Source organism: Vibrio orientalis CIP 102891 = ATCC 33934 (assembly GCF_000176235.1).
Taxonomy (GTDB): domain Bacteria; phylum Pseudomonadota; class Gammaproteobacteria; order Enterobacterales; family Vibrionaceae; genus Vibrio; species Vibrio orientalis.
In genome coordinates this window covers 670,743-697,511 of record NZ_ACZV01000005.1, presented here as the reverse complement: position 1 = coordinate 697,511, position 26,769 = coordinate 670,743, and the positions used below count along the sequence as shown (strand labels likewise).

The 26,769-nt window shown below is 41.4% G+C and carries 37 protein-coding genes; 4 read left to right on the top strand and 33 right to left on the bottom strand.

Going from position 1 to position 26,769, the window contains the following annotated elements:
- Positions 1-122: 122 nt before the first annotated feature.
- The 27 genes from VIA_RS13795 to VIA_RS13665 all read right to left on the bottom strand — a co-directional run bounded on the left by VIA_RS13795 (position 123) and on the right by VIA_RS13665 (position 17,989).
- Positions 123-1,385 carry a HEPN domain-containing protein gene (locus VIA_RS13795; protein WP_004413626.1) on the bottom strand — a complete coding sequence of 421 codons (1,263 nt, stop codon included), beginning with the start codon at positions 1,383-1,385 and terminating at the stop codon, positions 123-125.
- Between the two features lie 736 nt (positions 1,386-2,121).
- Positions 2,122-2,589 (bottom strand): cold shock domain-containing protein, encoded by a 468-nt coding sequence (locus VIA_RS13790; RefSeq protein WP_004413625.1) that lies wholly within the window; start codon positions 2,587-2,589, stop codon positions 2,122-2,124.
- Positions 2,590-2,730: 141 nt separating this feature from the next.
- Positions 2,731-3,162: an N-acetyltransferase gene (locus VIA_RS13785; RefSeq protein ID WP_038211432.1), complete on the bottom strand. Its 432-nt coding sequence runs from the start codon at positions 3,160-3,162 to the stop codon at positions 2,731-2,733.
- Between the two features lie 168 nt (positions 3,163-3,330).
- The gene (locus tag VIA_RS13780) at positions 3,331-3,777 is read right to left on the bottom strand and encodes a GNAT family N-acetyltransferase (protein ID WP_004413623.1); all 447 of its coding nucleotides are present in this window, start codon (positions 3,775-3,777) and stop codon (positions 3,331-3,333) included.
- A 135-nt stretch (positions 3,778-3,912) separates the two neighbouring features.
- Positions 3,913-4,176, bottom strand: a complete 264-nt coding sequence (locus tag VIA_RS13775) for a hypothetical protein (protein WP_004418114.1) — start codon at positions 4,174-4,176, stop codon at positions 3,913-3,915.
- A gap of 144 nt (positions 4,177-4,320) precedes the next feature.
- Complete coding sequence (locus tag VIA_RS13770; RefSeq protein ID WP_004418116.1) at positions 4,321-4,776, bottom strand: hypothetical protein; 456 nt, start codon at positions 4,774-4,776, stop codon at positions 4,321-4,323.
- Between the two features lie 180 nt (positions 4,777-4,956).
- On the bottom strand, positions 4,957-5,361 hold the full coding sequence (locus VIA_RS13765) for a DUF4019 domain-containing protein (protein ID WP_004418119.1): 405 nt from the start codon (positions 5,359-5,361) through the stop codon (positions 4,957-4,959).
- Positions 5,362-6,151: 790 nt separating this feature from the next.
- Complete coding sequence (locus VIA_RS13760; protein ID WP_004418123.1) at positions 6,152-6,394, bottom strand: hypothetical protein; 243 nt, start codon at positions 6,392-6,394, stop codon at positions 6,152-6,154.
- 251 nt (positions 6,395-6,645) lie between these two features.
- On the bottom strand, positions 6,646-7,050 hold the full coding sequence (locus VIA_RS13755; RefSeq protein WP_004413620.1) for a hypothetical protein: 405 nt from the start codon (positions 7,048-7,050) through the stop codon (positions 6,646-6,648).
- A 165-nt stretch (positions 7,051-7,215) separates the two neighbouring features.
- Positions 7,216-7,608, bottom strand: coding sequence for a DUF4019 domain-containing protein (locus VIA_RS13750; RefSeq protein WP_004413619.1), 393 nt, complete (start codon positions 7,606-7,608; stop codon positions 7,216-7,218).
- Positions 7,609-7,753: 145 nt separating this feature from the next.
- Positions 7,754-8,107, bottom strand: a complete 354-nt coding sequence (locus VIA_RS13745) for a hypothetical protein (protein WP_004418125.1) — start codon at positions 8,105-8,107, stop codon at positions 7,754-7,756.
- 161 nt (positions 8,108-8,268) lie between these two features.
- Positions 8,269-8,679 carry a hypothetical protein gene (locus VIA_RS13740; RefSeq protein ID WP_004418128.1) on the bottom strand — a complete coding sequence of 137 codons (411 nt, stop codon included), beginning with the start codon at positions 8,677-8,679 and terminating at the stop codon, positions 8,269-8,271.
- 120 nt (positions 8,680-8,799) lie between these two features.
- Entirely contained in the window at positions 8,800-9,666 is an 867-nt protein-coding gene (locus VIA_RS13735) for an FRG domain-containing protein (RefSeq protein ID WP_004413616.1), read from the bottom strand.
- Between the two features lie 174 nt (positions 9,667-9,840).
- Entirely contained in the window at positions 9,841-10,257 is a 417-nt protein-coding gene (locus VIA_RS13730; RefSeq protein ID WP_004416451.1) for a globin family protein, read from the bottom strand.
- Between the two features lie 283 nt (positions 10,258-10,540).
- Positions 10,541-11,257, bottom strand: a complete 717-nt coding sequence (locus VIA_RS13725) for a hypothetical protein (RefSeq protein ID WP_004413614.1) — start codon at positions 11,255-11,257, stop codon at positions 10,541-10,543.
- Between the two features lie 145 nt (positions 11,258-11,402).
- The gene (locus VIA_RS13720) at positions 11,403-11,762 is read right to left on the bottom strand and encodes a DUF805 domain-containing protein (RefSeq protein ID WP_004418131.1); all 360 of its coding nucleotides are present in this window, start codon (positions 11,760-11,762) and stop codon (positions 11,403-11,405) included.
- Positions 11,763-11,802: 40 nt separating this feature from the next.
- A complete protein-coding gene (locus VIA_RS13715; protein ID WP_004418134.1) occupies positions 11,803-12,123 on the bottom strand; it encodes a hypothetical protein in 321 nt (106 codons plus the stop codon).
- 142 nt (positions 12,124-12,265) lie between these two features.
- Complete coding sequence (locus tag VIA_RS13710) at positions 12,266-12,799, bottom strand: hypothetical protein (RefSeq protein ID WP_004418136.1); 534 nt, start codon at positions 12,797-12,799, stop codon at positions 12,266-12,268.
- Positions 12,800-12,944: 145 nt separating this feature from the next.
- A complete protein-coding gene (locus VIA_RS13705) occupies positions 12,945-13,385 on the bottom strand; it encodes a zinc ribbon domain-containing protein (protein ID WP_081453807.1) in 441 nt (146 codons plus the stop codon).
- 164 nt (positions 13,386-13,549) lie between these two features.
- Complete coding sequence (locus tag VIA_RS13700; RefSeq protein ID WP_004413611.1) at positions 13,550-13,957, bottom strand: DUF6010 family protein; 408 nt, start codon at positions 13,955-13,957, stop codon at positions 13,550-13,552.
- Between the two features lie 151 nt (positions 13,958-14,108).
- A complete protein-coding gene (locus VIA_RS13695; RefSeq protein WP_004417638.1) occupies positions 14,109-14,522 on the bottom strand; it encodes a VOC family protein in 414 nt (137 codons plus the stop codon).
- A 184-nt stretch (positions 14,523-14,706) separates the two neighbouring features.
- The gene (locus tag VIA_RS13690; RefSeq protein WP_004413609.1) at positions 14,707-15,306 is read right to left on the bottom strand and encodes a cytochrome c oxidase assembly factor Coa1 family protein; all 600 of its coding nucleotides are present in this window, start codon (positions 15,304-15,306) and stop codon (positions 14,707-14,709) included.
- Between the two features lie 151 nt (positions 15,307-15,457).
- Positions 15,458-15,889 carry a hypothetical protein gene (locus VIA_RS13685; RefSeq protein ID WP_004413608.1) on the bottom strand — a complete coding sequence of 144 codons (432 nt, stop codon included), beginning with the start codon at positions 15,887-15,889 and terminating at the stop codon, positions 15,458-15,460.
- A gap of 179 nt (positions 15,890-16,068) precedes the next feature.
- Positions 16,069-16,497, bottom strand: a complete 429-nt coding sequence (locus VIA_RS13680) for a hypothetical protein (protein ID WP_004413607.1) — start codon at positions 16,495-16,497, stop codon at positions 16,069-16,071.
- Positions 16,498-16,647: 150 nt separating this feature from the next.
- The gene (locus VIA_RS13675) at positions 16,648-17,073 is read right to left on the bottom strand and encodes an N-acetyltransferase (RefSeq protein ID WP_004417641.1); all 426 of its coding nucleotides are present in this window, start codon (positions 17,071-17,073) and stop codon (positions 16,648-16,650) included.
- Positions 17,074-17,235: 162 nt separating this feature from the next.
- Positions 17,236-17,574, bottom strand: a complete 339-nt coding sequence (locus VIA_RS13670) for a GFA family protein (RefSeq protein ID WP_004417642.1) — start codon at positions 17,572-17,574, stop codon at positions 17,236-17,238.
- A gap of 151 nt (positions 17,575-17,725) precedes the next feature.
- Positions 17,726-17,989, bottom strand: a complete 264-nt coding sequence (locus VIA_RS13665; RefSeq protein WP_004417644.1) for a hypothetical protein — start codon at positions 17,987-17,989, stop codon at positions 17,726-17,728.
- Positions 17,990-18,386: 397 nt separating this feature from the next.
- On the opposite strand from VIA_RS13665, the gene VIA_RS22385 reads away from it, so the two are divergent.
- On the top strand, positions 18,387-18,548 hold the full coding sequence (locus VIA_RS22385) for a hypothetical protein (RefSeq protein ID WP_004413605.1): 162 nt from the start codon (positions 18,387-18,389) through the stop codon (positions 18,546-18,548).
- A 227-nt stretch (positions 18,549-18,775) separates the two neighbouring features.
- On the opposite strand, the gene VIA_RS13660 is transcribed toward VIA_RS22385, so the two are convergent.
- From VIA_RS13660 to VIA_RS13645, 4 genes are all read right to left on the bottom strand, one after another.
- The gene (locus VIA_RS13660) at positions 18,776-19,153 is read right to left on the bottom strand and encodes a BRCT domain-containing protein (protein WP_004413604.1); all 378 of its coding nucleotides are present in this window, start codon (positions 19,151-19,153) and stop codon (positions 18,776-18,778) included.
- 167 nt (positions 19,154-19,320) lie between these two features.
- The gene (locus VIA_RS13655; RefSeq protein ID WP_004417646.1) at positions 19,321-20,160 is read right to left on the bottom strand and encodes a hypothetical protein; all 840 of its coding nucleotides are present in this window, start codon (positions 20,158-20,160) and stop codon (positions 19,321-19,323) included.
- Positions 20,161-20,299: 139 nt separating this feature from the next.
- Positions 20,300-20,653 carry a hypothetical protein gene (locus tag VIA_RS13650; protein WP_004417648.1) on the bottom strand — a complete coding sequence of 118 codons (354 nt, stop codon included), beginning with the start codon at positions 20,651-20,653 and terminating at the stop codon, positions 20,300-20,302.
- A gap of 157 nt (positions 20,654-20,810) precedes the next feature.
- The gene (locus tag VIA_RS13645; protein ID WP_004413602.1) at positions 20,811-21,278 is read right to left on the bottom strand and encodes a hypothetical protein; all 468 of its coding nucleotides are present in this window, start codon (positions 21,276-21,278) and stop codon (positions 20,811-20,813) included.
- Positions 21,279-21,860: 582 nt separating this feature from the next.
- On the opposite strand from VIA_RS13645, the gene VIA_RS13640 reads away from it, so the two are divergent.
- Positions 21,861-22,199 carry a thiamine-phosphate diphosphorylase gene (locus tag VIA_RS13640; protein WP_038211287.1) on the top strand — a complete coding sequence of 113 codons (339 nt, stop codon included), beginning with the start codon at positions 21,861-21,863 and terminating at the stop codon, positions 22,197-22,199.
- Between the two features lie 70 nt (positions 22,200-22,269).
- Here VIA_RS13640 and VIA_RS13635 read toward each other — a convergent pair whose 3' ends face one another.
- Positions 22,270-22,926, bottom strand: coding sequence for an isochorismatase family protein (locus tag VIA_RS13635; protein WP_004413600.1), 657 nt, complete (start codon positions 22,924-22,926; stop codon positions 22,270-22,272).
- A gap of 183 nt (positions 22,927-23,109) precedes the next feature.
- Between VIA_RS13635 and pncB the strand changes: the two genes are divergently transcribed.
- Positions 23,110-24,342, top strand: coding sequence for a nicotinate phosphoribosyltransferase (gene pncB, locus VIA_RS13630; protein WP_004413599.1), 1,233 nt, complete (start codon positions 23,110-23,112; stop codon positions 24,340-24,342).
- Here pncB and VIA_RS13625 read toward each other — a convergent pair.
- Entirely contained in the window at positions 24,339-25,292 is a 954-nt protein-coding gene (locus tag VIA_RS13625; protein ID WP_071816342.1) for a LysR family transcriptional regulator, read from the bottom strand. The two genes, pncB and VIA_RS13625, sit on opposite strands and share 4 nt — an antisense overlap.
- A gap of 104 nt (positions 25,293-25,396) precedes the next feature.
- Here VIA_RS13625 and VIA_RS13620 point away from each other — a divergent pair, with 104 nt between their 5' ends.
- Positions 25,397-26,737, top strand: a complete 1,341-nt coding sequence (locus tag VIA_RS13620; RefSeq protein WP_004413597.1) for an MATE family efflux transporter — start codon at positions 25,397-25,399, stop codon at positions 26,735-26,737.
- The last annotated feature ends 32 nt before the right edge of the window (positions 26,738-26,769 follow it).

Below are 26,769 nucleotides of genomic sequence, written 5' to 3'. Positions count from 1 at the left end.
TATAACGCCCAATTAAGGGGTGAACAACGCTACCACTCACACCTAAAGCATTGTGCCATAAACCCTAAAACTGAAGTAGAAGCAAAAGTGCCAAGCGTTGTGAATCCCTCTTAAATTGCTTGTTAGGCAATTTCTTTCTTCAGCATTAATTCATTCCAATCTGGAAACTTACCAAGCTCAATAATCTTAATTATCGCTCGAATACAATATTCATCACCTTCTTCAAGAAGTTTATTAGCCTCGACTTTGCCTCTAAAGGAAACTTTAATCTTTGTATCGAGTTTTCCAGTATGTGCTGCTTGAGAACGACAACTATAAAATGATGAGAAAAAATTCAATAGCTCTTGTCGCTCTTCGAAAGAAGAGCCGAGGAACAAAGCCGCTCTAAGCCGTAGCGTAAATGATATTTGCTCTTTATGTGATTTGTCATTTAACAACAAAGCTTCACATGCCACGCCTAAGTCTATCGCTTTATCTGCTAAATTATTACGGCGCCGAGCTTGATTTACACGTTCAATAGGAACACGAAGCAAATCACGTACATCTTGAGGCAATTTAGTAAATTTAAAATAAAGTTCCTTATGAGTATCCCACTCTCCCTGCGTAATCTTTGATACGTTGCGAGATAAGACATCAACTGCCGGAGAACCCCATGACCCTCCTAGGAGTGGCTTACATGGGACACTCTCCTCTAGATCACACCAAGAGCCGACAGGCACTGGGGTAGTAGATTTTACAAGAGTAAGAAACTCACAGAATTCATATAATGATTGAAAATCTTGACCATAAAACGCTCGGTCGGGATCTGAATAGGATTTTGGCGAAAGTTCCGAACTTAGCACCGCGGCCGCTTCTGGAGGACGGTACCCGTTCATCTGATTAGGTGCGAAACCAAGCCTCATGACAAATTCAGGTTTCATAAATGGAGGATATAAAGCTTCTTTTGCATAAGACTCAGGAAGCTCTTGAAATGGTACTAACTTCATTTTCTCGCTTATTATCAATTCACTATCTAAGGACACTCCCGATATCGCAAGCACTTGCCAACAGGGGGTATTTTTCGCTTGTAAGTAATAGTCGAGCTCATTGATTACTTGTTCAATACCGACTAGTTTCGCTCTACCTACTAACCAACGAGCTAAAGACTCTATCGTGACCCTATGAGCTCCATTTCCGGTGTTGAACATCATGTTATCAAACACCTGAACTATAGAGTCTAGCGAAAATAGATAGTTAATAAGATCACTAAGGCTTTCTCCGTCTATCGAAAAATAATATAAACTTTCTCTCGACATTGTGTTTCCAATACCATCAAAAGAAATTGAAGCCTCAGGAATTCCCTTCACTACTTCAGATAGCTTTATAGTTAACTCTTTTTTATCCATGATGTTACCTATAGCTCGATTTGCCTAACGCCCAATTAAGGGGTGAACAACGCCTCCACCCAAACCTAAAGAATTGTGCCATAAACACTAAAACTGAAGTAGAAGCAAAAGTGCCAAGCGTTGTGAATCCCTCTTAAATTGCTTGTTATGTTTTACCACAAACACATTATTTGCTTGAGAAAGAACTGCTATTTTTGACTAGTTTTCTGAGCTAAACCACAAGGCTAGAACCAACTTGACCACCAGGCGCGACCAACCAGAAACAAGTAATTCCACTTCCCTGCCCAATGAGGCAACTCGACTACGTTTCAACAAGCGCCCTTTCTTTCCAACCAAAGCGCAAAACAATGCTGAATTGCCGAGGCAACTGCCAAGCCGAAATGCTTATTGACCAAGAACCTGAAAGCGACTTAAAGCCAGTTAAACAAGAAGCCTACCGCCACGACCTAACAATGAAGCAACCCACGAACATTAGCATGTTTTACGGGCTGAGAGATTCAAGAACTTAGGCCGACAATGCGGATTTGCTGAGTCTACTAGTGAGAAATTGCCAGAGGGACAAAGAACTAGAGCCTAAGAACTTTAAGCCTTTGAAATACAAGTAAACATAACGCCAAATTAAGTAGTGAGCAACGCTGCCAGCAGCCTAAAGCATTGTGCCGTAAACACTAAAACTTATTAAAACCAAAAGTGCCAAGCGTTGCGAATCTGCTTAAATTTATTGTTATATCACGCTCTAATTAGTGCACCACTGCATTTCACAAGGCACGCCATCACGATCCCCATCAATTTGTACATTGGGGCAGTTTGCTAAATAGAACTTTGCCTCATTGCAAGATGTCATATGGCTACAGCGAGTCTTACCCTCACATACAAAACCCATATTTTCATATTCAGGAGTAGTAAAAAGCTTTTCAAAAGCAAAGTAGCCAAAGACACCTAGAGCTAAGCCAATTAGTACAACAGATAATATAGATGGTGACGAACTGTTTTTCATAGGTTCAACACCAACAAGCAAGACATTATGAGCGCTAGTCTTGCCGTTGTTTACTTCGATCTGAAACTCTACTTTGTCGCCAATTTTAGGGCGCCTGTAACCTTTCTTAAACTTCGATACATGAACGAAAATATCACCTGGGTAGGCATCAGAGTTGATGAAACCAAAACCACGATCATCAACCCACCGAACAATTTCACCTTTCATCTTTGTTGTTTCCTCGAAGTGATATAACGCCAAATTAAGGTGTGAACAACGCTGACACCTTACCTAACGCATTGTGCCATAGCCACTAAACTTGCTTGAAGTGAGAGCGCCAAGCGTTGTGAATCACTCTTAAATTTTTTGTTATATGCCCGAACTCATTGTGTATTCTGGATGTCCAGTATGATCATCCAATTGTTCACTAACTACTTGGAACCCTTGAGACAAATAGAACTGATAACTAGCCTGATTTTCCTTGTATACGGAAAGACTTAATACCGCCCTTTGAGCTTTAGCATGACTCAATAGTTGCTTACCAATACCTTTACCTTTACCTTGAAACTCAGGAGAAACGAATATAGCAGCTAAGCTATTTTCATATAGTGCGTAAAAACCAACCACCTTCGACTCAGCTTCGTAAACGTAAGTTTCTGAAGCCGGAATATAGATATTACGCATGTTCTCTACTTGAGATTCCCAGAACACAGCTGAGACGAAATCGTGAGCTTTAACTGACGCATTAAGCCAAATTTCAAGAACTGAATCCATGTCATTTTCGTTGTACTTTCTTATCATTTTAAAGCTCTAGATAGCCGATTTTATCGGGGCAATATAACGCCCAATTAAGGGGTGAACAACGCCTCCACCCAAACCTAAAGCATTGTGCCATAAACACTAAAACTGAAGTAGAAGCAAAAGTGCCAAGCGTTGTGAATCCCTCTTAAATTGCTTGTTATGTGCGTACTAAACATTGACGTACAATCTCAGCATGTCTTTGTGTTGAATACCATTTTCATAGATTGGCTCGAGGTAGTTTAACAAAAAATGGTCTTTGATAATTGAGTCTACTCGAAAGCCTAAACGCTGATAATAAGTCAGTTGATAACCAAATGTACCCGTACCAAGTTCTACACGATTAATTCCCTTACTTGGTAACTGAGATAGAACGAACTTTAGCAGCTTAGAGCCAATACCTTGGCCTTGGAGTTCTGGAGATACTGATACATTAAATATCTCAGCAAAGCAGTGAGTCTGCGCTTTAACGATACAAGCCGCTAAAATCTGCCCATGGTCTGATGCAACAAAGCACCATGAATCAGATAAATATGAAGCGATGTTAACTTCAGAAGGATCAGCTTCAAGCAATAAATCTAGTGGAATATCGCTACTTTTGACTTCGATATATTGCATACTTTCTCCAAGCACATAACGCCCAATTAAGGGGTGAACAACGCCACCACCCAACCTAACGCATTGTACCGTAAACACTAAATTTGAAGTAGAAACAAAAGTGCCAAGCGTTGTGAATCCCTCTTAAATTGCTTGTTATACGAATTTACACCCACATTTTTTACAGCTTTCTTTACTAATTACTTTTGCTCCGATTGATCGGCACTCAGGACACATTGATTTTCGATGCGCTAAAAACAAAAATACTATAGCGCACGCACGTAACCCTAACACGACCACTTCTGAAAAGTTTTCAATACCTTTTGGTAACACAATCGATGCCAACATACATAGAATCGCCATTAAACCGAAGCGTCTATATTGCTTTAAAGTTTCCTGATAATTTTCACTATTTGCCATACAATCTCCATTCGTATAACGCCAAATTAAGGTGTGAACAACGCTACCACCTTACCTAAACCATTGTGCCATAAACACTAAACTGACTTGAAGTGACGGCGCCAAGCGTTGTGAATCACTCTTAAATTTATTGTTAGAATGCGTTTACCTACAATACTCAACCAGTTTATTGAAACCTTCATTATACTCTGTATCAAGCTTGATGATATCCCACGCCTGAATGAAGGCAGGTTTCGAAAACGCAAATTTCATTCCACCTTCCCATGTTGCCCACATGTCATCGTCAATCATTTTCTTGTTATATAAATCGTACTCTTCGAAACAAAGATCAAAGTAAACACGCATATACCTCATTGTCTTATCTTGTATTTCAGGACTAAAACTATCCAGCTTAAAACTTATTTCATTTACGCTTTCTGGGAAATTCAGAATTATCTCTTGATACCTTTTTGTGTACTCCATGTAATTTTGAAGCTTTAACTGCTTAGTCTGAAGTTCAATTTGATTTCTTGTTGTGCGAGACTGGCATATCAAAGCAACGATAGACACTAAGGCCGCCCCCAATGCTATCCCATTCCCCCAGTCAAAAGATGTACTCATAATTATTACCTATCTATTATTAATTTTGTTTACTAAAGCGAGAGGTTAATTTCGCATGCTAACGCCAAATTAAGTAGTGAGCAACGCTACCACCTACCTAAACCATTGTGCCGTAAACACATAAACCGATTCAAACCGAAAATGCCAAGCGTTGCGAATCTGCTTAAATTTATTGTTAGCTTACTGGTCAAGCGAGTTGATGAAATAACCAATAACAACCCAACCAGTTTTACTTTTAGAGAGAGTTAAGGTTTCTGTCGACTGCTTACCCGAAAATATCGTTTGATATTGAATTACAACGTACTCACCGTCCGGCACATTCGGCAAGGACTTCATCGACGTTGTCGTTGTTAGACGGCGAGATTCAAGATTACCGACCTTTGTACGTATAGTGCTTACAGCTGCAACCCACTCACCTTTTGATATTTGTGAACGAAATAAACCACCAGCACTGTCCCAGCTTTCACCGTAGTGTTGATTGTCTATTAAGCTAAGCCACTCTGAAGCCGTAACATCGATAGGCTTCGTTTGTGCGAATAACAATGTAGGAACGAACAACAGAACCAGTATGAATTGTCTAAGCATACAAAATTAACCTTTTCTTCGTTGTAAGCTAACGCCCTGCTAAGGGGTGAGCAACGCAATACCGAAGCCGCCGCAAACCACCTTAATCACTAAATTCAACGCATGGTAAAAATGCCACGCGTTGCGAATCCCTCTTGAGCAGTTTGTTAGTCGCGAGGCACCGAGCGACAATTTTAAGCCGAACTAAACTTTGCGAACAACAAACTTTATGTGCTTTGATGCATTTAAGTCAGGCGTAGTCTCAAAGCGGCTACTCAATGAAACCACTTGGAACAAACAACGCCGCAGAAAATGGACTGACAACACCAAAAAGCGCTTTTGGAAAGCCAATCTCACAGTGCGGACTTTCAACAAAGTCACTGAAACCACGTGGAACTTACAACACCAGAGAAAACGTCCTTTCAGCAAGTAAATAAGCTTTTAAACCAACAAACTCACCGAGCAGATTTGCAACCAAAAACAGATTTTCGATTGTCCAGCCCTATCACCACCAAAGAACGAAACAACCGCTTGGAAAATAGCAATGCATTGACTTAGAACCGATGAAACTGAGCTTTGACCGTCGAAGATGGAACTATGAATCAAACAACCAGTAGCCAAGTTTTGAGCTTAGAAACATGATTTTGACTGCTAGCTTTTTCTGGCGACTAACGCCCAATTAAGGGGTGAGCAACGCAACCACCCAACCTAAAGCATTGTGCCATAAACACTTAACTGACTTGAAGTGAGGGCGCCAAGCGTTGTGAATCCCTCTTAAATTGCTTGTTAGCTTTCTGTCTACAGAGGAGCTCTATTGAAATTCTGTGCCGTGATTTTCTAGTGTTTGTTTGCCACATTTTAGACAAACTACGTACCTGTCTGTTAGCTCCAGTGATGCTCCTCCTGGCAAAGAAGCTGCAGCTCCACTGAAGAAACCGTCTAGAAACGCTTTGAACTGTTCTTTTCTGGACTTCCCATATTTTGAGGGTTTCTGCTTGATTGCTTCTGTATGTTCAGTTTCTCTCTCGCACTTTTCACAAAACCTAATATTCATACTGCCTCCATTGAGATTAACGCACGCATGAAAAACGACATACTAAGAATACCAAAAACATTAAGTAAGTTCGTATTCTTACTCAATACATTCGACTTTGTGCCCAAACTTGAAAAGATAGCTAACGCCCAATTAAGGGGTGAACAACGCTACCACCCAAACCTAAAGCATTGTGCCATAAACACTAAACTGACTTGAAGTGAGAGTGCCAAGCGTTGTGAATCCCTCTTAAATTGCTTGTTATACCCGTGCTAAATTTCATCGTATCTCTCTTCCGGGATCTCTAGGCAAAACTTCAGTTTTTCGCCAGAAAGTTCAAAGCCCCACGCATCATCGATCTGGTCCCCATTGTCCATGTCTTTGCATCCGTAATATGCGTCGTACTCAAAACTCACACTGATAGTACCTGATACATTTTGGATAAGCTCTTGGTTGTCATCAAAGATATTTTGAGTAGAAAACTCAATGTGCTCGACATCAAGGCTCCCCTCTAAATAACTTGCTCTTACGTCGGCTTGTGAGCACAAAACCCCAGTTCTAGAAGTAAATTCCAGTTCATTTTCAATGACGCTATCAGTAATAGCACTTTTCAAATCTTCGAGGTCACTAATTTCCTCATAATAGATATCTAGTTCTAATTCTAAACGTTTTGTCATTGGAATCTCCTTACCATTAAGATTAAGGGTATAACGCCAAATTAAGGTGTGAACAACGCTACCACCTTACCTAAACCATTGTGCCATAAACACTAAACTTACTTGAAGTGAGAGCGCCGAGCGTTGTGAATCACTCTTAAATTTATTGTTAGCTTACTGGCCGAACTAGTTGATGAAATAACCAATAACAACCCAACCAGTTTTGTTTTTAGAAAGAGTTAAGGTTTCTGTCGACTTCTTCCCTGAAAATATCGTTTGATATTGAACTACAACGTACTCGCCGTCAGGTATATTCGGTAAAGATTTCACCGGCTTTGTCGTTACTACACTACGTGATTCAAGATTTCCGAGCTTTGTACGCGCAGCGCCTACCGCTTCAGCCCACTCATCTTTTGATATTTGTGAACGAAACAAACCACCAGCACTATCCCAACTTTCACTGTAGTGTTGATTGTCTATTAAGCTAAGCCAATCGGAAGCCGTAATATCGATAGGCTTAGTTTGCCCAAATAACAATGTAGGAACTAACGACAGAGCCAGAATGAATTTTCTAAGCATACATAATCAACCTTTTCTTCGTTGTAAGCTAACGCCAAATTAAGTAGTGAGTAACGCTACCACCCACCTAAACCATTGTGCCGTAGCCACTTAAGCTGATTCAAAGCAAAAATGCCGAGCGTTACGAATCTGCTTGAATTTATTGTTATGTAGCGATGCTCGCGAGGACACAAACCAAGAATGCAGGCACCCCAGCGATAAGTAGTTTGATACAAAAAGCTGTATTTTCTGAGAACCGCTCATCATCGATTTCGTCCGTAACGCTACGGTCAACCATTGAGTCTGTCACCCTATCAACTTTGTCATCAGACTGCCCTATACCACCCAAAGGCGGATACATGAAAAATAAGGCTGTCGTTCCCCATAAAAGTAGAACGATGAAAAATGCATAGTCCGATACAAACTTAAGCCCAAAGAAGCCTGTAGACACCTCAAGGCCGACAACTATTACGGCTGCTATTACATTCGCAACTACTACAAATCGAACTAAACCAAGCATTTATACTCCATTTCTTACCTAGCTACATAACGCCCAATTAAGGGGTGAACAACGCTACCACCCACACCTAAAGCATTGTGCTATAAACACTAAATTTGAAGTAGAAGCAAAAATGCCAAGCGTTGTGAATCCCTCTTAAATTGCTTGTTATGCGCACTTTTTTAGATAACGTCCCTGAGGGTGCTTTCTACCAAAACACCCGAGACAAACTTGAGTTTTACTGCCTTTGTATAACTTAGTTGAAAGCCCAACTCTACGTTACAGTCAACCAAGTCGCCTTGAGGCAATTCAAATATTCCTGAATACCAACTCGCAAACAAAGGCTCATTATCAACAAGGCGGTATTTCCCTTCTAGGTTAACCAAATATAGCTTGTTACCTTGTACTTCCCAGGTTGCAATATAATTACGCCAGCAAGCTGTCGAAAAATAGATACCATTTGAATCGATACTTTCAAGATCGCTAAGACTCAACTCCTCAATCTTCGAATTATCGACAGGAAAACCCAAACAAAAAGGCATTTGATATTCGGAGCCTAGATATTTGCAGTTATCCTTTATTTGATTTGTCATGTATCCTCCAACCCGAAGTTCGCATAACGCCGCATTAAGGTGTGAGCGACGCTTGGCTATACTTGAGCGAAGCGAAACTGCCAAGCGTTGCGAATCACTCTTAAATGCTTTGTTATAACGCTACTCACCAATTGCCCATGAGTTTATTGAGTCTTGCACTGCTTTTCCTGCCCCATCGGCACTAGGGTAAATCGTAGCACCATTAATACCTGCTTTTAAGCATAGGCGGTACAAGTTCAGTGCCTCATCAACGGAAAGTGTTAGCTTTAATAGCGGTGAATTCGGTAATGTTGAAAATTCATATTCGAGACCCGTAATCTCAAACTCTTCGTTTCGATAACCAGAATGAGGGTGGACAGTAAATAAGCCGGATTGAGCTGACACATGGTGAGAGGTACTACCTGGCACCTGCACAATATTTACGTTCTTGTATAAGTTAACTAACTCAGTGTTAAAGACCCATATTGCAAGCTTAGTATTGGACTTCCAGTTTTTATAATTAGCCATAGCGCTAGAAACCGCAAAATATACAGCCACATATGGCTGTTTAGTCCAATCTAGTAACCTTGTTGGAACACCATGGTGCTGCGCGAGAGCCATTAATTCAATGAGCTCTGGATTCGGCCATAACTCAGGTCTAATGTAGTATTTATCCTGAACTTGAGAGCTCAATGTCTCTTTACGGAACTTCATAGAGTCATTTGGGATACGAATACCAACATTATCACAGTAGCTTGCAAACTCTTCGAGTAAACGAACCTCTGTGAACACAAGCTCATCTGCTTTGCTTGGCTGCCCCATAAACTCCAAAAGCGGGTTAGACTCTTTGTTTCTTAACAACGAAGGAATTAAGCTCCAAGCTGAATCAGCTTGACCACGATATATAATATTATAAGGTTCTTTGAAGAAAGACTTAGTTGGGCTCAAAGCGTCCCATAGCTCGTTTGCAGTCTCGTAGTTAAGTTCTTCAAATGCTGGATATTTCATAATTCCTCCTGCGTTATAACGCCAAATTAAGGTGTGAACAACGCTGACACCTTTAGCTAAAGCATTGTGCCATAAACACTAAACTGGCTTGAAGTGAAAGCGCCGAGCGTTGTGAATCACTCTTAAATTTATTGTTAGGTTATTGATTACAAGCTACTTTCCCATTATAAAAAGCTAACTTTCATAGGCCTGCTTCTTCATAACTGTCGCTATAGTTCGGAATGTATCCACCCAAGCTTGACGTAATTCAGGTGTCCAAGAATCCCCTAAACCCACTTTGAGTGTATGAAGCAAAGCATTACCTACTGGTGTATAGTCTTTTGCTTGCACACCATAAGCCACATGCCTTTCCGCTAATTTCTGTAACTCTGGAACTAATGTATCAAGGTTGTCTAGCTCATTAACCGCGACTTTCAGTATTGCCATTAGTTTTCTTCCTTGCTCTTTCATACCGCTTTTAAACAACGGCTTTAAAGACGGGTCAAACTCGAATAAGGTTTGATAAAAAATCTCCGCAGCTTGTTCAGCTATAGGTTCAACCTTAGAGAAACTGTTCTGTACAAGTTGTTTTTGTCTATTACTTATAGGCATAATCATGCTCCTAGCTACGCCGCAATCTATGGTTCAGGGTTGAAGCCCTCCTATGCAAAGAGTAGCAGATACCTATAAGGCTATCCCCGCCTTTATCAAATTGGCAAGATTATAACTTTGTAAATTCGTTGAGAGCATTTTGACGCCGGTAACCTAACGCCGCATTAAGGTGTGAGCAACGCTACCACGAAACCTAACTTTGCCACCGTAAACACTGAACCCAACGATGGAATGAAAAATGCCAAGCGTTGGGAATCACTCTTAAATGCTTTGTTATGCGAATTTACGCAAAACTCTCATCCTCTTCGGGTGGCGCTTTATGCCTAAAGGTTAAAGGCTTAGGCGCAACCAAAATTTCCGTACGATTACTACTGTTTTCTGGTGTAGTTTCTTTTACAAAATCTTCAATACTCATAACCACAGCAACATTGTCTTTTAAACAAACTCCAACGACAACACCGTAATTTGAAAGACTTAACCCCCCATTTGGGTTTTGTGGCGGATATGTATTTGTACCACCCCCATTTCCACCATTTCCACCATTTTTCCACTGATTAAATTCATGAACATATTTAGCAAAAGAACTGAGCTCTATACCTTTATTAATAAGGTTATTTGGCTCAAATACATATTCATTTTCAATTGAAAAATAACGTTCAGACTTTAATGTTAAAGTTCGATGTAAATCTAACTTACCATATACAATAAAATGGTGATCAATGCCTTTATCGGAATCTCCATAACCTTTCACCAATGCTAGTTTTGCTTGTGCATAATTCGAAGAACCATGCTTATTGAATTTTATCTTTTCAGCACTTTCCCATCGTTCAGTAGCTTTAAATTCAATAATTGACCATTGAAGCCCATTAGTAATAGCACAGTCACTTAAAGTCTCATGTTCACCATCAAACGGAGAAATAAACTCATACTCGCCTAAGTATTGCTTTACATAGGCATATTCAACCGTTTTTTCCCACCATTTAGGGGTTCTAGTTCCCATTAACTATCTCCAAAAATCAATTAATCGCATAACGCCAAATTAAGTAGTGAGCAACGCTGCCACCAACCTGAAACATTGTGCCGTAAACACTTAAGCTGATTCAAACCGAGAGTGCCAAGCGTTGCGAATCTACTTGAATTTATTGTTAGGCAAATGTTTCGCCCGGCTCCTTAGGGTTGGATCCGTATTCATTACTTCCTTCATTTCCGTCAGTTGCCGCGAATATGATAAGTACGATCAATCCAATTAATGGGATTAGTCCAACTAAAACCCACCAACCTGTTCGACCAATATCGTGCAACCTACGAACAGTAACAGCTATACCTGGAATTAAAACTATTAACCCGTAGATAGTACCGATAAACACAGTCCCTAAGAACCCATCAACAAACCCCAAAATAAAAGAAAAAATGAGGTTGAACAAAAAGAACATCCAATATTCTTTTCGTCTAGCCCTTCCATTAAAAACTGCATACTTCTTTAAAACAGCCAAATACCAATCCATTTTATTTCCTCTGTTAGTTATAAATACCGCTGTTAGAAATTTATTCGCCACCTAAGCTAATTGCAACACTTATTGCATACGATTCGTCACCATAAATGGTTTTAACCATTGATTCTACTTCATTTCCAAGTTTGCTTACTGTCACGTCATTTAACGAGTTAGCACGATAAATAACCGTAATATCAGTTAATTCACCATTATGGATATTCCAACTTGTTTCTGCCTTAGCACCGAGCTTCTCGATACTTAACTCATTAAACTGCTTTTCTTTATTGTCCATATCTTGAAATGCTTCAAAAGGCGAACATGCTGCAATACTAATAAGCAAAAGCGAACTTAAAGTTAATTTCAAAACTGTCATTGAAGATCCTAAGGAAATTTTGCCTAACGCCGCATTAAGTGGTGAGCAACGCTGCCACCCGACCTAAACCATTGTGCCGTAAACACTAAAGCTGAATCAAACTGAAAATGCCAAGCGTTGGGAATCCGTCTTAAATGCTTTGTTAGCTTTGTAGCGACTTTTTAAGCTGCTCTATCAACCCTTTCTCAGGCTTTACGGTAAATGTTTGTCCCTGTGCAATATGAACCCATAACCTGAGCGAATGTATATTGAGAGAGGAGTGTTCAGTAACAGATTTGGGGAATCGGACAATCCAGTCATCGTTATCCCCTTTTAGACGGAATGGTACAGCAAAAGTAGCGTCCTGCCCTTCAGCCAAAACCTTTGGCATATCATCAAAGCCGGGGATACCGAACAACTGAATCAGACTCGTTTTGCTACGAAAAAAGCCCGCTCGCCAACCAATACTCTCAATTTTCGCCGGCTTGCTGCCCAAGTTAACAACCTTTATCACACAGTAGTCCGGTGAACCTTCTGAACTTCGAGACAATATTTGTCTATGTCCAACAGTTATTCTTAGTTTTACTTTATTTTGGTTATATGCAAAAAACAAAGAAGTAATAACCGCTGCTACAGTGCCGAAACTTGCAACCCAAGTACCAATCATTGTCCAAAACTGAATTTCATCTGATGTCATTTTTTTCCTCTGAAAAGCTAACGCCCAATTAAGTTGTGAGCAACGCTGTCACTTTACTAAAACACTGCACCGTAATCACCAAACAAGTTGAAACCGAAAGTGCCGAGCGTTGCGAATCAGCTTGAATTGCTTGTTATGTGTATTTTTACACCACTTTAGTACCGCAGTTTGAGCAAAATTTATTATCGTCATTAGTTTTTTCACCGCAATTTGTGCAGTAAGAATGATCTTGTCGCACATCATGCCCCAATACCCTATTTAATGGGTCGGGCTCTTTGTCAGGAGAGACTATGTCTTGGGCTGAAAATCTGTTTTTAGCAAATGCATTATACATATGGTAAATACCGGTGATGACAGAGGAAGCGATTATAAAATACCCTATCAAGCTCCAGTATTGGGGGCCTGATTCAGCCGTTGTATTAATCCAAATAACTCCAAACAGGCTCCCACCCACGAGTTCACTTAGCCCCCTTCCAAGAGATGGCGCTCGACCCGTTTTGACAGATGCAATATTTCCTTGCTCATCCGCCATCGTAACTTTCTGCGTCGAGTTGTTTTCTAGACTTCCTTTCGATGTATCTTTCATGTTTCTATTTATACTCCTTGTAATCCAATTAAATTCTGTATACTCATAACGCCAAATTAAGGTGTGAACAACGCTACCACCCACACCTAAAGTATTGTGCCATAAACACTAAACTGGCTTGAAGTGAAAGCGCCAAGCGTTGTGAATCACTCTTAAATTTATTGTTATGCAATTTTTCCAACACGCGCTTGAGCCAACAAGTACCAAGCTACTGTAATATCGAAAGAAATGCACATTATCACGTACCATTCCGGAGCAACAGAACTGCCTGGACCGACTAAATGAAGACCAACGTCCCAAATGGGATGAAGTAACCAACCTACTGCTAATAAATATGAGCTACGACTTTTGGAAAGAATATAGAATGCACCGTATAACAGTACGCCTAAAGATTCGATTCCAATCCAAGCCAGATTCGAAGCTAAAATAGCAAACAGTACATAGATAAGCGCAGCAATTATCAACGCATAACCGAGAATCTTAAGACGAAACTCTGAGGATTTATGGTGTACACACTTGAGTAATACAGCACTAGCTATTACACCAACAGCTAGCCAAAAGATTACTTCCATCGCTGTAACTTCCTCCAATTGCATAACGCCAAATTAAGGTGTGAACAACGCTGACATCTTACCTAACGCATTGTGCTATAAACACTAAACTTGCTTGAAGTGAAAGCGCCGTGCGTTGTGAATCACTCTTAAATTTATTGTTATGTGCGTACTATTTGGTTGCGCTGTTTAGTTGCAGTAAGTCCCACTTATTTCCATATAGGTCTTGGAACACCACTACTGTGCCGTACTCTTCTACTCGTGGTTCTTCATTAAATACAACACCATTTTCCTTCATTGACTCGTAGTCTCTCCAGAAGTCGTTAGTCTGTAGAAACAAGAACACACGACCACCAGTTTGGTTACCGACAGCAAGACTCTGTTCTTCAGTGCTTGCCTGAGCTAGAAGCAGGTTTGTACCATTTGAGTTCGGAGGAGAAACCTGAACCCAGCGCTTTCCGCCACCTAAGTCAGTGTCTTCAACGAGTGTAAATTGAAGCTTTTGAGTATAAAACTCTATAGCATCATCGTAGCTTTCAACGACTAGTGCGATATTGCCGATTTGCTGCTGAACTGATTTAGACATGCTGATTTCCACTTCTTTCAAAACGCCAATGCTACACTAGTTTTCAAATTTTCGAGAAAGCACATAACGCCCAATTAAGGGGTGAACAACGCCTCCACCCAAACCTAAAGCATTGTGCCATAAACACTAAAACTGAAGTAGAAGCAAAAATGCCAAGCGTTGTGAATCCCTCTTAAATTGCTTGTTATGTGCCTTTTTCACAAGGCGCTAAAATTTCGAGTTCTTGGCTAGGTAAATATGTAATTTCCAAGCAGGTTAACCGCCATGTACTTTCACTTAATTCGGCTTTGAATTCAAATAGACCATCACCTTTAGGACCTTCGATCTCGTACTGCATATCAGCAGAACCAGAAACTTCATACCCTCGAATGATTCCTTGAATTAAGTCAATGTCGTAAGGCGTACCAATATTTGCGTGAAACTTGTCCGAGCTCTCTAGAGTGTTAAGCGCTAGCTTAGTTGAACCAGACTCTTCAAATGAGCTATTCATGCTTATAGTGAAGATGAATGCCAAGATAACACCACAGGCCAGCATTATCGCAGCTGCAACAGACCACTTCCTTTGAGAGTTCTTAAACTCTTCAACACTACTCCATTGGTTATGCTTCCAAGCCCACTCATTGCCTTTGAAACCAAGAATAAATGGCATCGCAATGTTAACGAGCGGCACAAAAACCAACAAAGCTCGATAGGTACGAAAGCGAATACCCCATATCCAATTGAACGCAAACGCGCCCCAATTCCAACCTTTAATCTGTTCAGGGACTTCTTTACTATTATCCATATATTCCACTAATCCTATTCGGGCACATAACGCCAAATTAAGTAGTGAGCAACGCTGCCATCTACCTAAACCATTGTGCCGTAAACACTAAAGCTGACTCAAACCAAAAGTGCCAAGCGTTGCGAATCTGCTTAAATTTATTGTTAGGTTTTTACTCAAATAGTTCGTTAAACTTCTCTGCATCCCACGCAGAAACAATTGGTGAGTCTGATACAACCGCTTTACTAAAGCCATACTTTTCACTTTGAGTAACGAACGCTATTGGAGCATTTTTATATAATAAGGCTACTGAGTTACCATCAGCCGACCATAAGAAGCTAAAATCTTGCTCTGCTGTTTTTGCAATAACGGCTACTTCAGAAGCTACACCTTCATGTAATTGTGGTGGTTCTCCTGCTCTCATTTTCTGTTTCCAAGTATCCTTAGAAACAGGAGCGTAATGTATGTATGCGACAGCGTCTCGCTCTGGCTCTTGAGTCTCTGGCTTAGTTAAGTAAAGCACTCCAGACTGGTCAGACTCATCGAGAATTGCATAACGATCAGACACTTTATTATATGAGCTTAAAAACAAACCCTCAGACATGACTACTCCTGACATCAAAGTACACAAGATAAATAAAATGTGCTTCATATTACTCCGAAAACCTAACGCCAAATTAAGTAGTGAGCAACGCCCCCACTAACCTAACCCATTGTGCCGTAAACACTAAAGCCGATTCAAACCGAAAATGCCAAGCGTTGCGAATCTGCTTAAATTTATTGTTAGGTGTGGATTCCCGCAACAGCTTCAGTAGCTACATACGCTAAACCAAACATTCCTGCGACAAAAGTGGTAATTCCTAAAAGCCCTAATGCCACTATCAAAAACTCAAAGAAGCCAGGAAAGCCCGACACATCGATATTCTTGTCGTGGAACGATTTTCGCCACTGTTCGCCAAACAGAAAATCTCTAACGATGATAGTTGAAAGCATAAACACACCAAGGGCGATAGTTGCAAACAAAAGCCACCATGAGTACTTTAAAATGACTAATGCACAGTCTGACAAAGGTAAGCGTTCTGTTTTTAGAAACAGGCCAATGGATACAGTTAGAGAGCCACCCGAAAGTACAAAAATCGCTTTTGCCAATGAATCGGCTCTAGATCTAACGTCTTGTTGATGCTGGTTAAACATTTCAAGCTCTTTTGTCATACTACCTCAATCTGTTAATTTTCTATGCACACCTAACGCCAAATTAAGGTGTGAACAACGCTGACACCTTACCTAACGCATTGTGCCATAAACACTAAACTGGCTTGAAGTGAGAGCGCCAAGCGTTGTGAATCACTCTTAAATTTTTTGTTATATGCCCGAACTCATTGTGTATTCTGGATGTCCAGTATGCTCATCCAATTGTTCACTAACTACTTGGAACCCTTGAGACAAATAGAACTGATAACTAGCCTGATTTTCCTTGTATACGGAAAGACTTAATACCGCCCTTTGAGCTTTAGCATGAATCAATAGTTGCTTACCAATACCTTTACCTTGAAACTCAGGAGAAACGAATATAGCAGCTAAGTTATTTTCATATAGTGCGTAAAAACCTACCACCTTCGACTCAGCTTCGTAAACGTAAGTTTCTGAAGCCGGAATGTAGATATTACGCATGTTCTCTACTTGAGATTTCCAGAACTCAGCTGAGATGAAATCGTGAGCTTTAACTGATGCATTAAGCCAAATTTCAAGAACTGAATCCATGTCATTTTCGTTGTATTTTCTTATCATTTTAAAGCTCTAGATAGCCCGATTTTATCGGGGCAATATAACGCCAAATTAAGTAGTGAGTAACGCTACGATCTACCTAAACCATTGTGCCGTAAACACTAAAGCCGATTCAAACCAAAAATGCCAAGCGTTGCGAATCTGCTTAAATTTATTGTTAGGTGATTAGTACGATGCACCATTGATCTTACGAACAGGAATACTCGAAAGCACTTCATTTTCGGCCATTCTCATATTTACAGCCAAGATATCTTCGGAACATTTCTGTGTGGTTATGTAGTGCGTTAAACAACCACATGAATTGCAGCGATGAAATTCCACTTCTTTGTCACCCCAACAATAGAAAACCGTTTTCTCATTCATGTTGATTTGAACTTGCTCTGGAGAAAAGTATGCCCAAGCCGGAGCATAACGACGACAAATAGAACAATTACACTCGCCAACCTCTTTAGGCAGCGAACTCAATACCAAGCTAACGTTTCCACAGTGACACTTTAATTCCATTCGATAATTCCCTGTATTCACCTAACGCCAAATTAAGTAGTGAGCAACGCTACCACTTACCTAAAGCATTGTGCCGTAAACACTTAAGCTGATTCAAACCAAAAGTGCCAAGCGTTGCGAATCTGCTTAAATTTATTGTTATGTTCCGCCTTCAAAGTTTGTCACATTCCTTTTTATCCTTGAGCAAATTTGTAAAGGCTGTAGCCTCTGTGCGCTCCAAGTCCTGATATGCTTCAAACATGTCTCCATCTTTATACCCTAGGAAACAAAGAGTTCCTTGAATAACTGCTGTGAAAAAGGAAATAACTAAAACCAAAAAAGGAATTACGCCAAATAAGTCTAGAGCTAGAAAAACCGAAGATATCGCCATAGCGGCAAAGGAAACAACAACTTTGACTTTACTTGTAAGTGCCATAACCACTCCTTATGAATGACCACCGCACATAATATAGACGTCTAATTGCACATAATGTCAGACAAATCACACTAGGCACATAACGCCCAATTAAGTTGTGAGCAACGCTTCCACCTTACTAAAACACTGTACCGTAATCACCAAACTAATTGAAACCGAAAGCGCCGAGCGTTGCGAATCAGCTTGAATTGTTTGTTATGTTTTACCACAAGTGACTGACTTAATTGAGAAAGAACTGCTATTTCAAGCCAGTTTTCTGAACCAAACCACAAGGCAAGAACCAACTTGGCCGCCAAAAGCGACTAACCCAAAACCAGTAATTCCACTTCCCTGCCCAATGAGGCAATCCGACTAAGCTTCAACAAACGCCCTGTCTTTCCAACCAAAGCGCAAAACAATGGTGAATTGCCGAGGCAACTGCCAAGCTGAAATGCTGCTTGGTAATGAACCTGAAAGCGACTTTGAGCCAGAGAAGCTAAAAGCTAGCCAACTCGATCTGACAATGAAGCAACCCACGAACATTGGCATGTTTTACGGGCTGAGAGATTCAAGAACTTAGACCGACAATGTGGATTTGCTGAGTCTACTAGGGACGAATTTCCATAGGGACAAAGAACTTGAGCCTAAGATATTTAAGCCATTGAAATACAAGTAAACATAACGCCAAATTAAGTAGTGAGCAACGCCCTCACTAACCTAACCCATTGTGCCGTAAACACTAAAGTTGATTCAAACCGAAAATGCCAAGCGTTGCGAATCTGCTTAAATTTATTGTTATGTCGCTAACTACCCTACTTGCACTTCAGGTATTTCTCCTGTTTCTGCCAATGATTTAAACTGGTCTGCAGTTAGGACTTGAACACCTTGCATTTCAGCTTTCTCAAGCTTTTTGGGTCCCGCATTTACACCACCAACTAGGAAGTCTAATTTCTTAGTTACTGATTTAACTACATTAAAGTTATTCGCTGACGCCATTTCTGTTAGTTCATTTTTTTCGGTAGTTCCAAAGCCCGTAAAACAAACCTGCAAACGACTATCGACGACTTTTTTGGCTCTGGTCGAGTAAATAATCTGCCATGCTTCTGCATCAGATAATTGGCTAATTTCTTCTTCAGTTAAATCCGTTTTCGACAACAGAATCATTGTCGGTTTTTGACTTGCCATATTATTTCACCTTACGTAAAACTTATGAATTGCGACATAACGCCCAATTAAGGTGTGAACAACGCCACCACCCAAACCTAAAGCATTGTGCCATAAACACTAAATTTGAAGTAGAAGCAAAAATGCCAAGCGTTGTGAATCACTCTTAAATTGCTTGTTATGTGTCTTTATAGATATCCCCTTCTAAACACGAAGAAATTACTGGTCTTAGTTTCTAATAGCCCCAAATCAAGGCCATACAGCAACCATTTAAATTTGGGTTTCTTAGGCATTTGTGTACTGCAACCTGTAAACATTTCTTCTGCAAATTCTCGGCTATCTACCTTGTGATCAATTTGACTAATTACATGCCAGTATTCATGAGTCATAGAATTGATATGGATTGGATGCCCTGACGTAGTTATAGGGTATGACATGTAAACTGAATTCGGTGGAAGCTCTCTAGCTGCTATATGATCAGATATAGCCCACATTCGCCGCCTTTCTTCGGACATTTCATGTTTGTCATAATCAAAAACAGAGTGGTCAAACAAAGCTACCGCCGTAAATTTATCTCTGCTAACTTGCGCAAACAGTACAACACTTCCCTTTTTCGACTTACCCGCATGTAAATGCAGATGATGAAAACCTTTAGTATTTAACAACTGATCTTTATCTGTCCATGCGTCACCCTTAGTAAGGATGTAGTCCTTAGGAGTGTAGCCTTTCGTAAGCACCTTATTGGAGAGATGTTCAGTTAAGTCTTCTCCTAACTCGACTTTTCTAAGTAATTCCCTTACATCGTTTTCGTATTCACTCCAGCGAGAGTCCTGTAACAAATAAGGCTCTATACTAACCACCCTTGGCCTAACGGGAATTAGCCTAGACGCCCAATGCAGGTAATGGAACATAACCGAGCTTAAATGCTGTTCTAGTAACTCTGTCTGAACTTCCTTTGTGTTTGGAAAGTAAGGCATTATTTTTATAAGCTCACTTTTGAAGGCTCTAATTGTTTTTGATTCTTCCATTTCTGCTATCTCTGACAGACACATAACGCCAAATTAAGTAGTGAGTAACGCTACCACCCATCTAAAGCATTGTGCCGTAAACACTTAAGCTGATTCAAAGCAAAAATGCCGAGCGTTACGAATCTGCTTGAATTTATTGTTATGTAGCGATGCTCGCAAGGACACAAACCAAGAATGCAGGCACCCCAGCTATAAGTAGTTTGATACAAAAAGCTGTATTTTCTGAGAACCGCTCATCATCGATTTCGTCCGTTACGCTACGGTCAACCATTGAGTCTGTAACCCTATCAACTTTGTCGTCAAACTGCCCTATACCACCCAAAGGCGGATACATGAAAAATAAGGCTGTCGTTCCCCATAAAAGTAGAACGATGAAAAATGCGTAGTCCGATACAAACTTAAGCCCAAAGAAGCCTGTAGACATCTCAAGGCCAACAACTATTACGGCTGCTATTACATTCGCAACCACTACAAATCGAACTAAACCAAGCATTTATACTCCATTTCTTACCTAGCTACATAACGCCAAATTAAGTAGTGAGTAACGCTACCACTTACCTAAACCATTGTGCCGTAAACACTAAAGCCGATTCAAACCAAAAGTGCCAAGCGTTGCGAATCTGCTTAAATTTATTGTTATGGCGCTGAACTCACGTTAGTTCTTGTATGTCTATTAGGTCGACTTCCCTACCCAATATTCGCTTGTACTCAACGAGACGATGTACTGGAATAACTGGTAATTCGATACCTTGATAGTGTTTTACCACTGACTCTGAAAAGTGGATTTCAAGCTCATGCCAAGAACCATCGATCGCTGATTGTATCTTCGTGTTTAGATCTAAACCAATTTCAATTTTTTGATTTTGGTAAACCAGCTGGAAATACTCTAGATCCCAACCGTACTCAGTGTAATGAGTTAACGGTTTAGATATGAACTGCGATACGCGAGCCAAGACCTTGTTTGCGTCAGAATTGCAAATATAAAGATCGATATCAGCAATTTCACGACTTCCACCATGAATAGTTGCCGCTAACCCACCAACAATTTGATACTCAACACCCTCAGCCTCCAAGAGATCTTTGAGCCATTTCAGGGCCACTTTCACTTTATCACTCATCTAGTCCCCTTAGCTGAATTTTGCCCAGCGCCATAACGCTAATTAACCCACATTAAGTTGCTCTAACCACTAGTTCAACTGTAGCCTTTCATTAATGCTTCAGTACGTTAGTTCACCGGCAACTTAATGATAAGTAACACTTTACATTGCTGAATCATATCACTTGCTTTGGAGTTAGGTTACAAAGTGTCGCTTAATTCTCGACTTGAGTAGAATTAAACCAAGCGTCACTATAGCTAGGCTTACATTTCATCACTATACGAACCTATACGCTAAACTTCATAACGACAAAGTTAAGGTTGTGCGGTAAACGCTAAGAAACATCGTCAAGGTACATGCTGAGACAGCTAGAAAAATATATTTATCGTCTAAACAAAATCCTTAAGTTGCTGCAATTTTGTCATCTCTCTACCATGCCTTCTATTATTGATTACCGAAGATAAATAGCGGTTGTTATAGATCGACCTTTGAATGTGAATTCAACTTCACCGTTTTGAGCCAATTTCGGCTCAGCTTACATCTATAAAAATCTCTATTGGAGTAATTTTCGTGAACGACTTAAAAGATATTTGTCCTGCAAAAATGAGCAAAGAGCGTATCAAGCGTGAATACGACCTACGCGTGCTCAACTGCGTTAGTGAAGGCGAGTATGAATCACGAATGGCGGTTTGGAACGGTTTAACCCTAGCGGGCGCGACGGCTCTAGAAGCCAAAACTTATGTGGATAATGCATTCGATAAGATGCAGCAAGATCTTAAGGAAGCAAAGCGCGAATTAGCGATTAACTACGCTGATTTTTCTACAATGGCAAACGAAGAGATTAACTTCATCAAAGTCCACGTAGCAGACAACAAAACACAATATTTCTGGTACGCAACAATCGTACTGATGATCGCGGGCACTATCGCTCTGTGCATCTAGTTTTACGCGAGAGCTCATAGCCAAGGATGGCTTGAACTCTCTCGAAACATATCAAGTTATTCCTATCGATTTAGTCGACCAATACTATCGACTCAGAACTCTCGACAATCTCAACCCCAAGTGTTCTCAACTTCTCGACAACATCACTAGTGTTATCAGGAAAGACCGCACGAGTCGACGCTAGGTTTAGTATCACACTGAATCCTGCATCAACTAACTGCTCTACTGACTTTTTCACACAGAAATCTAATGCCAACCCACCGACGATCACATGGCTTATCTGATGAGATATCAAGAACTCAATACCACCCGTAGAAAGAGTATCTGCCTGGTCGTGATAAAATGCGCCGTAAGGATGCGCATCGGGATCTATGCCTTTATTGATTTGAAAATCGTACTCTCGAATTGCAGGCAGTCCCGGCAGTAGTTCAACGCCTGTTGTGCCTACGACGCAATGCGGGTTCCACTTAATGTCGACCTCTGGCATGCCAACTGGCTCTAACATCTGCTCAGGCGTTTCTGCCTCCCATGCTGCGCCCGGTGGATGCATATCGCGTGACACTATTTTAATCGACGCCTTTGAATGATTACATTTCAGTTCCTCAACGATTTCAAGTGCACCTTGCACAGGTAACTCATTAGGACACAGTTCACTGAATCCTTTTTGTGGATCTACATCGACGGCCGCAGTTTTAGATCGTAGTAACTGAATAGTTTTCAAAGACATGGAGGTTCCTTTAGCGAATTATCAAACGTATTAGGCGATTTCATTCTCTATGATACTCAAGTTAGCGGATAAAACACCTGCTTTAAGCCAAGATAGCGTTTAGTTCGTAGAATTTGACAATTTTCATCGCGTTAACTAGAGTGCGACTCTTCACCAAGCCTAGTAAGATAATAGGAAGGCCGGATGTCAGCCTCACTTTTCAACGACAACATTATCCAAAGCGCACTCGACTTAGATGTCTACAAAATCAATATGATGTTTGCTGCTTTCACGCACTACCCGCAAACTGAGGTGCGTTATGAGCTTATTGTGCGTTCGAGCGAAGACTTATCTGACCTTCATGGCTTGATTAAACAAGAAATCAACCAACTTTCAGAGTGCTACTTCACCACTGATGATATAGCATACCTAGAGCAGAATGCCCGTTATCTAAGCAGTGACTTTCTCTCCTACTTGGCTGACTTTAGATTTTTAGCGAAGCAGCAAGTCACGATGTCACAAAGCGGTGGGCAGCTTAGTGTCTCAATCAAAGGGGTGTGGCATGAGACCATCTTGTATGAAACGCTGGTGATGAGCATTATCTCTGAAGTACGCAGTCGTCAGCGCTGGAACAAGATCCCCCCTACGCAGTTCTCGAACGTACTCGAGCAAAAAGTATCAGCGTTGAAGTCAGAGCTTTCGAAGCGCTCGCTGACTAATTTCAATTTTTCTGAGATGGGTAGCCGCCGCCGTTTTAGTGCGCAGGTTCAACATGATGTCGTTGCTTACCTGAATCAACACGTTCCGGAGCTGATGACCGGGACCAGCAACTATCACCTTGCTAAAAAGTTTGGGCTAACACCCATTGGTACCGTGGCACATGAGTGGTTTATGGCCCATCAAGCGCTTGTCGCTCCCGCAAAGTCTCAGCAAGTAGCGTTGGATCTATGGCAATCGACATTTAGCGGCAAGCTTGGTATTGCCTTGACGGATACCATCGGCATTGATGCATTCCTGAAAGACTTTAACTTGGAACGCGCTAACGCTTATGCTGGCGTTAGGCATGACTCAGGCAATCCATTTGAGTGGGGCGATAAGATGATTACCCACTACGAGTCTCTGGGCATAGACCCGATGTCAAAAGTGCTCATTTTTACCGATGGTCTAAACTTTGCTCGCGCGATTGAAATATGTGAATACTTCGCGGGCAGAGCGAACATCAGTTTTGGTATCGGTACTTTCCTTGCCAATGATATGGGCGGTTACGTATCAGACGGTATCGAATACCAACCGCTGTCTATCGTCGTCAAAATGGCAGAGTGTAACGGTCTACCAGTCGCAAAGATCAGCGATGAGCCAGAAAAGGCCATGTGCGAAGACCTTCTGTTTCTTGCCTCTTTAAAGCAAAGCTTTGGACTCTTGTCTCAACAGGCTTAGAACTTAACGTCTTCAGTAGACCAACCAAATTTGTCACACAATGCCTTAAGTTGTGTGACGTCAGACTGTGTTTGTGCCACCAGCCAAGCCAATATTTCGTTGGCAATTGGATTAGGGTTTCTTTGATAGCAAAAGTACTGCCATTCACTGTGCTGCAGGGTGATTTTTTCTGGGCACTTAAGAAACTTCCGCTTGAGTTCAGGTAATACGAGTAGCAAATCGGTCACTGTCACACCTTGTCCAGACAAACACGCACTCAGGGCCAAATCTAAACTATAAAATACGGTGTCTCTGCCCTGCTTTTTGCCTTTAAGTTTGGCGTTGCTGATCCATAACTTCCAATCTTGATGATCAAGCGTCGCATGCAAGTGCGGTAGCGTCAGTACATCTTCAATCTGAATGCTCTTGTCTGACACTGATTCCGCGTAAACCGGCGCCATATACTCTTCCCGTAACAAAGTAATGCCAGGTCGATTTTGATAGCGTAAACGCTTGCGAGAATTAATGATCAGCAAATCACAATCTTCCGATTCAAGCTGTGGGTCCTCATCGATAGCAGGAATGATGACGATTTCATGCTCTGGGTATTTTTCATTAAGTAACGCGACATTGGGCATCAATACGCGAGTCGCAAAGCTAAGCGCACTTTTGATCACAATACGCTTCTTCGCTGGCACCTTCCACTGTCCGATTAATGCATCAAGGTTATGGTAATTTTGGCGTAAAACCTCATAAAGATCCTTGCCACTTTGCGTCAATTCAATCGCTCGATGTTTACGTATTAAGAGCGGCGAAGTTAACTCGTCTTCAAGCTGCTTAATTTGTCGGCTCACTGCGCTTTGGGTGACATTGAGCTCATCCGCCGCTTTGGTAAAACTCATCAGCCTTGCTACCGCCTCAAAGACTTTTAATGCATTGTGTGAATAAGGAAGATGGCTATAAGGGCTCATAAGCTGCTCGCATGATCTGAAGTCATGTAAGAGTGGCACAAATGTCATTTGAATGCCAAGTCGATAACTCGTACCTTTATGTGATAACGATCACGAGGCACATCATGAAAAAAATTCTCTCCTTGGCTATTCCACTTATTATCTCGCAAATGATCTCTATGGCGTTGGTGCTCACCGACGTATGGATGATGTCGCGATTAAGTGTGTCTGCCATTGCGGCGGGGGGATTAGGTGCGTCTGTCTATTCATTCGTATTTATTGTCGCAGGTAGCACAGTCGGTTGTGTCGCCAACTTGATTGCGATTGCTTATGGGCAGCGTGTCGCAAGACCTGAGCATGGCAACCAACAAATTAGATTGGCAGTTAAAGGCGCTGTACTGCTGTCATTTGTATTGACCGTCATCTTAACCATTAGCTTTACCTTTGTGCCACAGCTACTAGCCCTTGCCAACCAACCAAGTGAGCTAGCTGCACCTGCTATGCAATATGTTGATGCCTTAAAGTGGGCGATGCTGCCATCACTGCTGCTGCTTGTACTGCGCGGTTTAACCAGTGCGTTTGGTAATGTCCGTTCAATCATGGTCATGTCACTGCTAACAGTCACCCTGAACGTTCCAATTAGCTATGTATTGGCCTTCAGCTTCAACTTAGGTCTTGCAGGTTTAGGTGCCGGTACAGCGCTCGCAGCCTTTATTGTGATGATTGGTTACACGCTTTGGGTATTTAAGCGCCCTGAATACGCCCCGTTTGCACCGTGGCTAAATCGCGATGAGTACTCGCTTTCTCTGCTCACTCCGCTACTGGCCATGGGTTTGCCTATCGCTATGGCTGCCTTGCTGGAACACGGTTTAATCTATGGCGGCACATTAATGGCCGGTACCATCAGCATTGCTGCGTTGGCACTACACCAAATTCTATTGCAGTGCTTAAGCTTCACTTGGAACATCAACTTTGGTTTCTCACAAGCCGCTGCCATTCTCGTTGGGCAAGACTTCGGTGCTGAGAACTACGACGGTATCAAGCGTACTGCGCTGCGCAGTTTTGCTATCACCACGCTATTAAGCGTCGTTTTAGCTGGAGGCTTTATGTTATGGCCAGAGCTTATCGCTGGGATCTTTAATCTAGACGCTGACCTAACCCACTTACTGACTATGGTTCTTTGGGTTGTCGCGCTGTCATTTGTTGTTGATGCATGGCAACTGCTGGCGATTAACCTTCTTCGAGGAATGAAGATTGTTATGGGCCCGACCATTATGACTGCGATTGGCTATTGGGCATTTGGTCTACCAGCAGCATGGCTGCTCATGCCAGAGTTCGAGTTAGCGGGCATCTGGGGCGGTATTGGTATTGGCTTAGGTGTGACTGGCGTGTTGCTTCTTATTCAGCTGATCTTTGCTATCAGAAAACAGCGCAACACGGATTCACTTGCGATGGCGATGAGCTAAGCGATACACTCGCCGCTCATTACACAAGAGCC

What these genes read in the sequence shown, in the direction of transcription:
- VIA_RS13795 (WP_004413626.1), bottom strand. Translation starts at nt 1,385, where the DNA reads ATGGATAAAAAAGAGTTAACTATAAAGCTATCTGAAGTAGTGAAGGGA.
- VIA_RS13790 (WP_004413625.1), bottom strand. Translation starts at nt 2,589, where the DNA reads ATGAAAGGTGAAATTGTTCGGTGGGTTGATGATCGTGGTTTTGGTTTC.
- VIA_RS13785 (WP_038211432.1), bottom strand. Translation starts at nt 3,162, where the DNA reads ATGATAAGAAAGTACAACGAAAATGACATGGATTCAGTTCTTGAAATT.
- VIA_RS13780 (WP_004413623.1), bottom strand. Translation starts at nt 3,777, where the DNA reads ATGCAATATATCGAAGTCAAAAGTAGCGATATTCCACTAGATTTATTG.
- VIA_RS13775 (WP_004418114.1), bottom strand. Translation starts at nt 4,176, where the DNA reads ATGGCAAATAGTGAAAATTATCAGGAAACTTTAAAGCAATATAGACGC.
- VIA_RS13770 (WP_004418116.1), bottom strand. Translation starts at nt 4,776, where the DNA reads ATGAGTACATCTTTTGACTGGGGGAATGGGATAGCATTGGGGGCGGCC.
- VIA_RS13765 (WP_004418119.1), bottom strand. Translation starts at nt 5,361, where the DNA reads ATGCTTAGACAATTCATACTGGTTCTGTTGTTCGTTCCTACATTGTTA.
- VIA_RS13760 (WP_004418123.1), bottom strand. Translation starts at nt 6,394, where the DNA reads ATGAATATTAGGTTTTGTGAAAAGTGCGAGAGAGAAACTGAACATACA.
- VIA_RS13755 (WP_004413620.1), bottom strand. Translation starts at nt 7,050, where the DNA reads ATGACAAAACGTTTAGAATTAGAACTAGATATCTATTATGAGGAAATT.
- VIA_RS13750 (WP_004413619.1), bottom strand. Translation starts at nt 7,608, where the DNA reads ATGCTTAGAAAATTCATTCTGGCTCTGTCGTTAGTTCCTACATTGTTA.
- VIA_RS13745 (WP_004418125.1), bottom strand. Translation starts at nt 8,107, where the DNA reads ATGCTTGGTTTAGTTCGATTTGTAGTAGTTGCGAATGTAATAGCAGCC.
- VIA_RS13740 (WP_004418128.1), bottom strand. Translation starts at nt 8,679, where the DNA reads ATGACAAATCAAATAAAGGATAACTGCAAATATCTAGGCTCCGAATAT.
- VIA_RS13735 (WP_004413616.1), bottom strand. Translation starts at nt 9,666, where the DNA reads ATGAAATATCCAGCATTTGAAGAACTTAACTACGAGACTGCAAACGAG.
- VIA_RS13730 (WP_004416451.1), bottom strand. Translation starts at nt 10,257, where the DNA reads ATGCCTATAAGTAATAGACAAAAACAACTTGTACAGAACAGTTTCTCT.
- VIA_RS13725 (WP_004413614.1), bottom strand. Translation starts at nt 11,257, where the DNA reads ATGGGAACTAGAACCCCTAAATGGTGGGAAAAAACGGTTGAATATGCC.
- VIA_RS13720 (WP_004418131.1), bottom strand. Translation starts at nt 11,762, where the DNA reads ATGGATTGGTATTTGGCTGTTTTAAAGAAGTATGCAGTTTTTAATGGA.
- VIA_RS13715 (WP_004418134.1), bottom strand. Translation starts at nt 12,123, where the DNA reads ATGACAGTTTTGAAATTAACTTTAAGTTCGCTTTTGCTTATTAGTATT.
- VIA_RS13710 (WP_004418136.1), bottom strand. Translation starts at nt 12,799, where the DNA reads ATGACATCAGATGAAATTCAGTTTTGGACAATGATTGGTACTTGGGTT.
- VIA_RS13705 (WP_081453807.1), bottom strand. Translation starts at nt 13,385, where the DNA reads ATGAAAGATACATCGAAAGGAAGTCTAGAAAACAACTCGACGCAGAAA.
- VIA_RS13700 (WP_004413611.1), bottom strand. Translation starts at nt 13,957, where the DNA reads ATGGAAGTAATCTTTTGGCTAGCTGTTGGTGTAATAGCTAGTGCTGTA.
- VIA_RS13695 (WP_004417638.1), bottom strand. Translation starts at nt 14,522, where the DNA reads ATGTCTAAATCAGTTCAGCAGCAAATCGGCAATATCGCACTAGTCGTT.
- VIA_RS13690 (WP_004413609.1), bottom strand. Translation starts at nt 15,306, where the DNA reads ATGGATAATAGTAAAGAAGTCCCTGAACAGATTAAAGGTTGGAATTGG.
- VIA_RS13685 (WP_004413608.1), bottom strand. Translation starts at nt 15,889, where the DNA reads ATGTCTGAGGGTTTGTTTTTAAGCTCATATAATAAAGTGTCTGATCGT.
- VIA_RS13680 (WP_004413607.1), bottom strand. Translation starts at nt 16,497, where the DNA reads ATGACAAAAGAGCTTGAAATGTTTAACCAGCATCAACAAGACGTTAGA.
- VIA_RS13675 (WP_004417641.1), bottom strand. Translation starts at nt 17,073, where the DNA reads ATGATAAGAAAATACAACGAAAATGACATGGATTCAGTTCTTGAAATT.
- VIA_RS13670 (WP_004417642.1), bottom strand. Translation starts at nt 17,574, where the DNA reads ATGGAATTAAAGTGTCACTGTGGAAACGTTAGCTTGGTATTGAGTTCG.
- VIA_RS13665 (WP_004417644.1), bottom strand. Translation starts at nt 17,989, where the DNA reads ATGGCACTTACAAGTAAAGTCAAAGTTGTTGTTTCCTTTGCCGCTATG.
- VIA_RS22385 (WP_004413605.1), top strand. Translation starts at nt 18,387, where the DNA reads ATGGTGAATTGCCGAGGCAACTGCCAAGCTGAAATGCTGCTTGGTAAT.
- VIA_RS13660 (WP_004413604.1), bottom strand. Translation starts at nt 19,153, where the DNA reads ATGGCAAGTCAAAAACCGACAATGATTCTGTTGTCGAAAACGGATTTA.
- VIA_RS13655 (WP_004417646.1), bottom strand. Translation starts at nt 20,160, where the DNA reads ATGGAAGAATCAAAAACAATTAGAGCCTTCAAAAGTGAGCTTATAAAA.
- VIA_RS13650 (WP_004417648.1), bottom strand. Translation starts at nt 20,653, where the DNA reads ATGCTTGGTTTAGTTCGATTTGTAGTGGTTGCGAATGTAATAGCAGCC.
- VIA_RS13645 (WP_004413602.1), bottom strand. Translation starts at nt 21,278, where the DNA reads ATGAGTGATAAAGTGAAAGTGGCCCTGAAATGGCTCAAAGATCTCTTG.
- VIA_RS13640 (WP_038211287.1), top strand. Translation starts at nt 21,861, where the DNA reads ATGAGCAAAGAGCGTATCAAGCGTGAATACGACCTACGCGTGCTCAAC.
- VIA_RS13635 (WP_004413600.1), bottom strand. Translation starts at nt 22,926, where the DNA reads ATGTCTTTGAAAACTATTCAGTTACTACGATCTAAAACTGCGGCCGTC.
- pncB (WP_004413599.1), top strand. Translation starts at nt 23,110, where the DNA reads ATGTCAGCCTCACTTTTCAACGACAACATTATCCAAAGCGCACTCGAC.
- VIA_RS13625 (WP_071816342.1), bottom strand. Translation starts at nt 25,292, where the DNA reads ATGAGCCCTTATAGCCATCTTCCTTATTCACACAATGCATTAAAAGTC.
- VIA_RS13620 (WP_004413597.1), top strand. Translation starts at nt 25,397, where the DNA reads ATGAAAAAAATTCTCTCCTTGGCTATTCCACTTATTATCTCGCAAATG.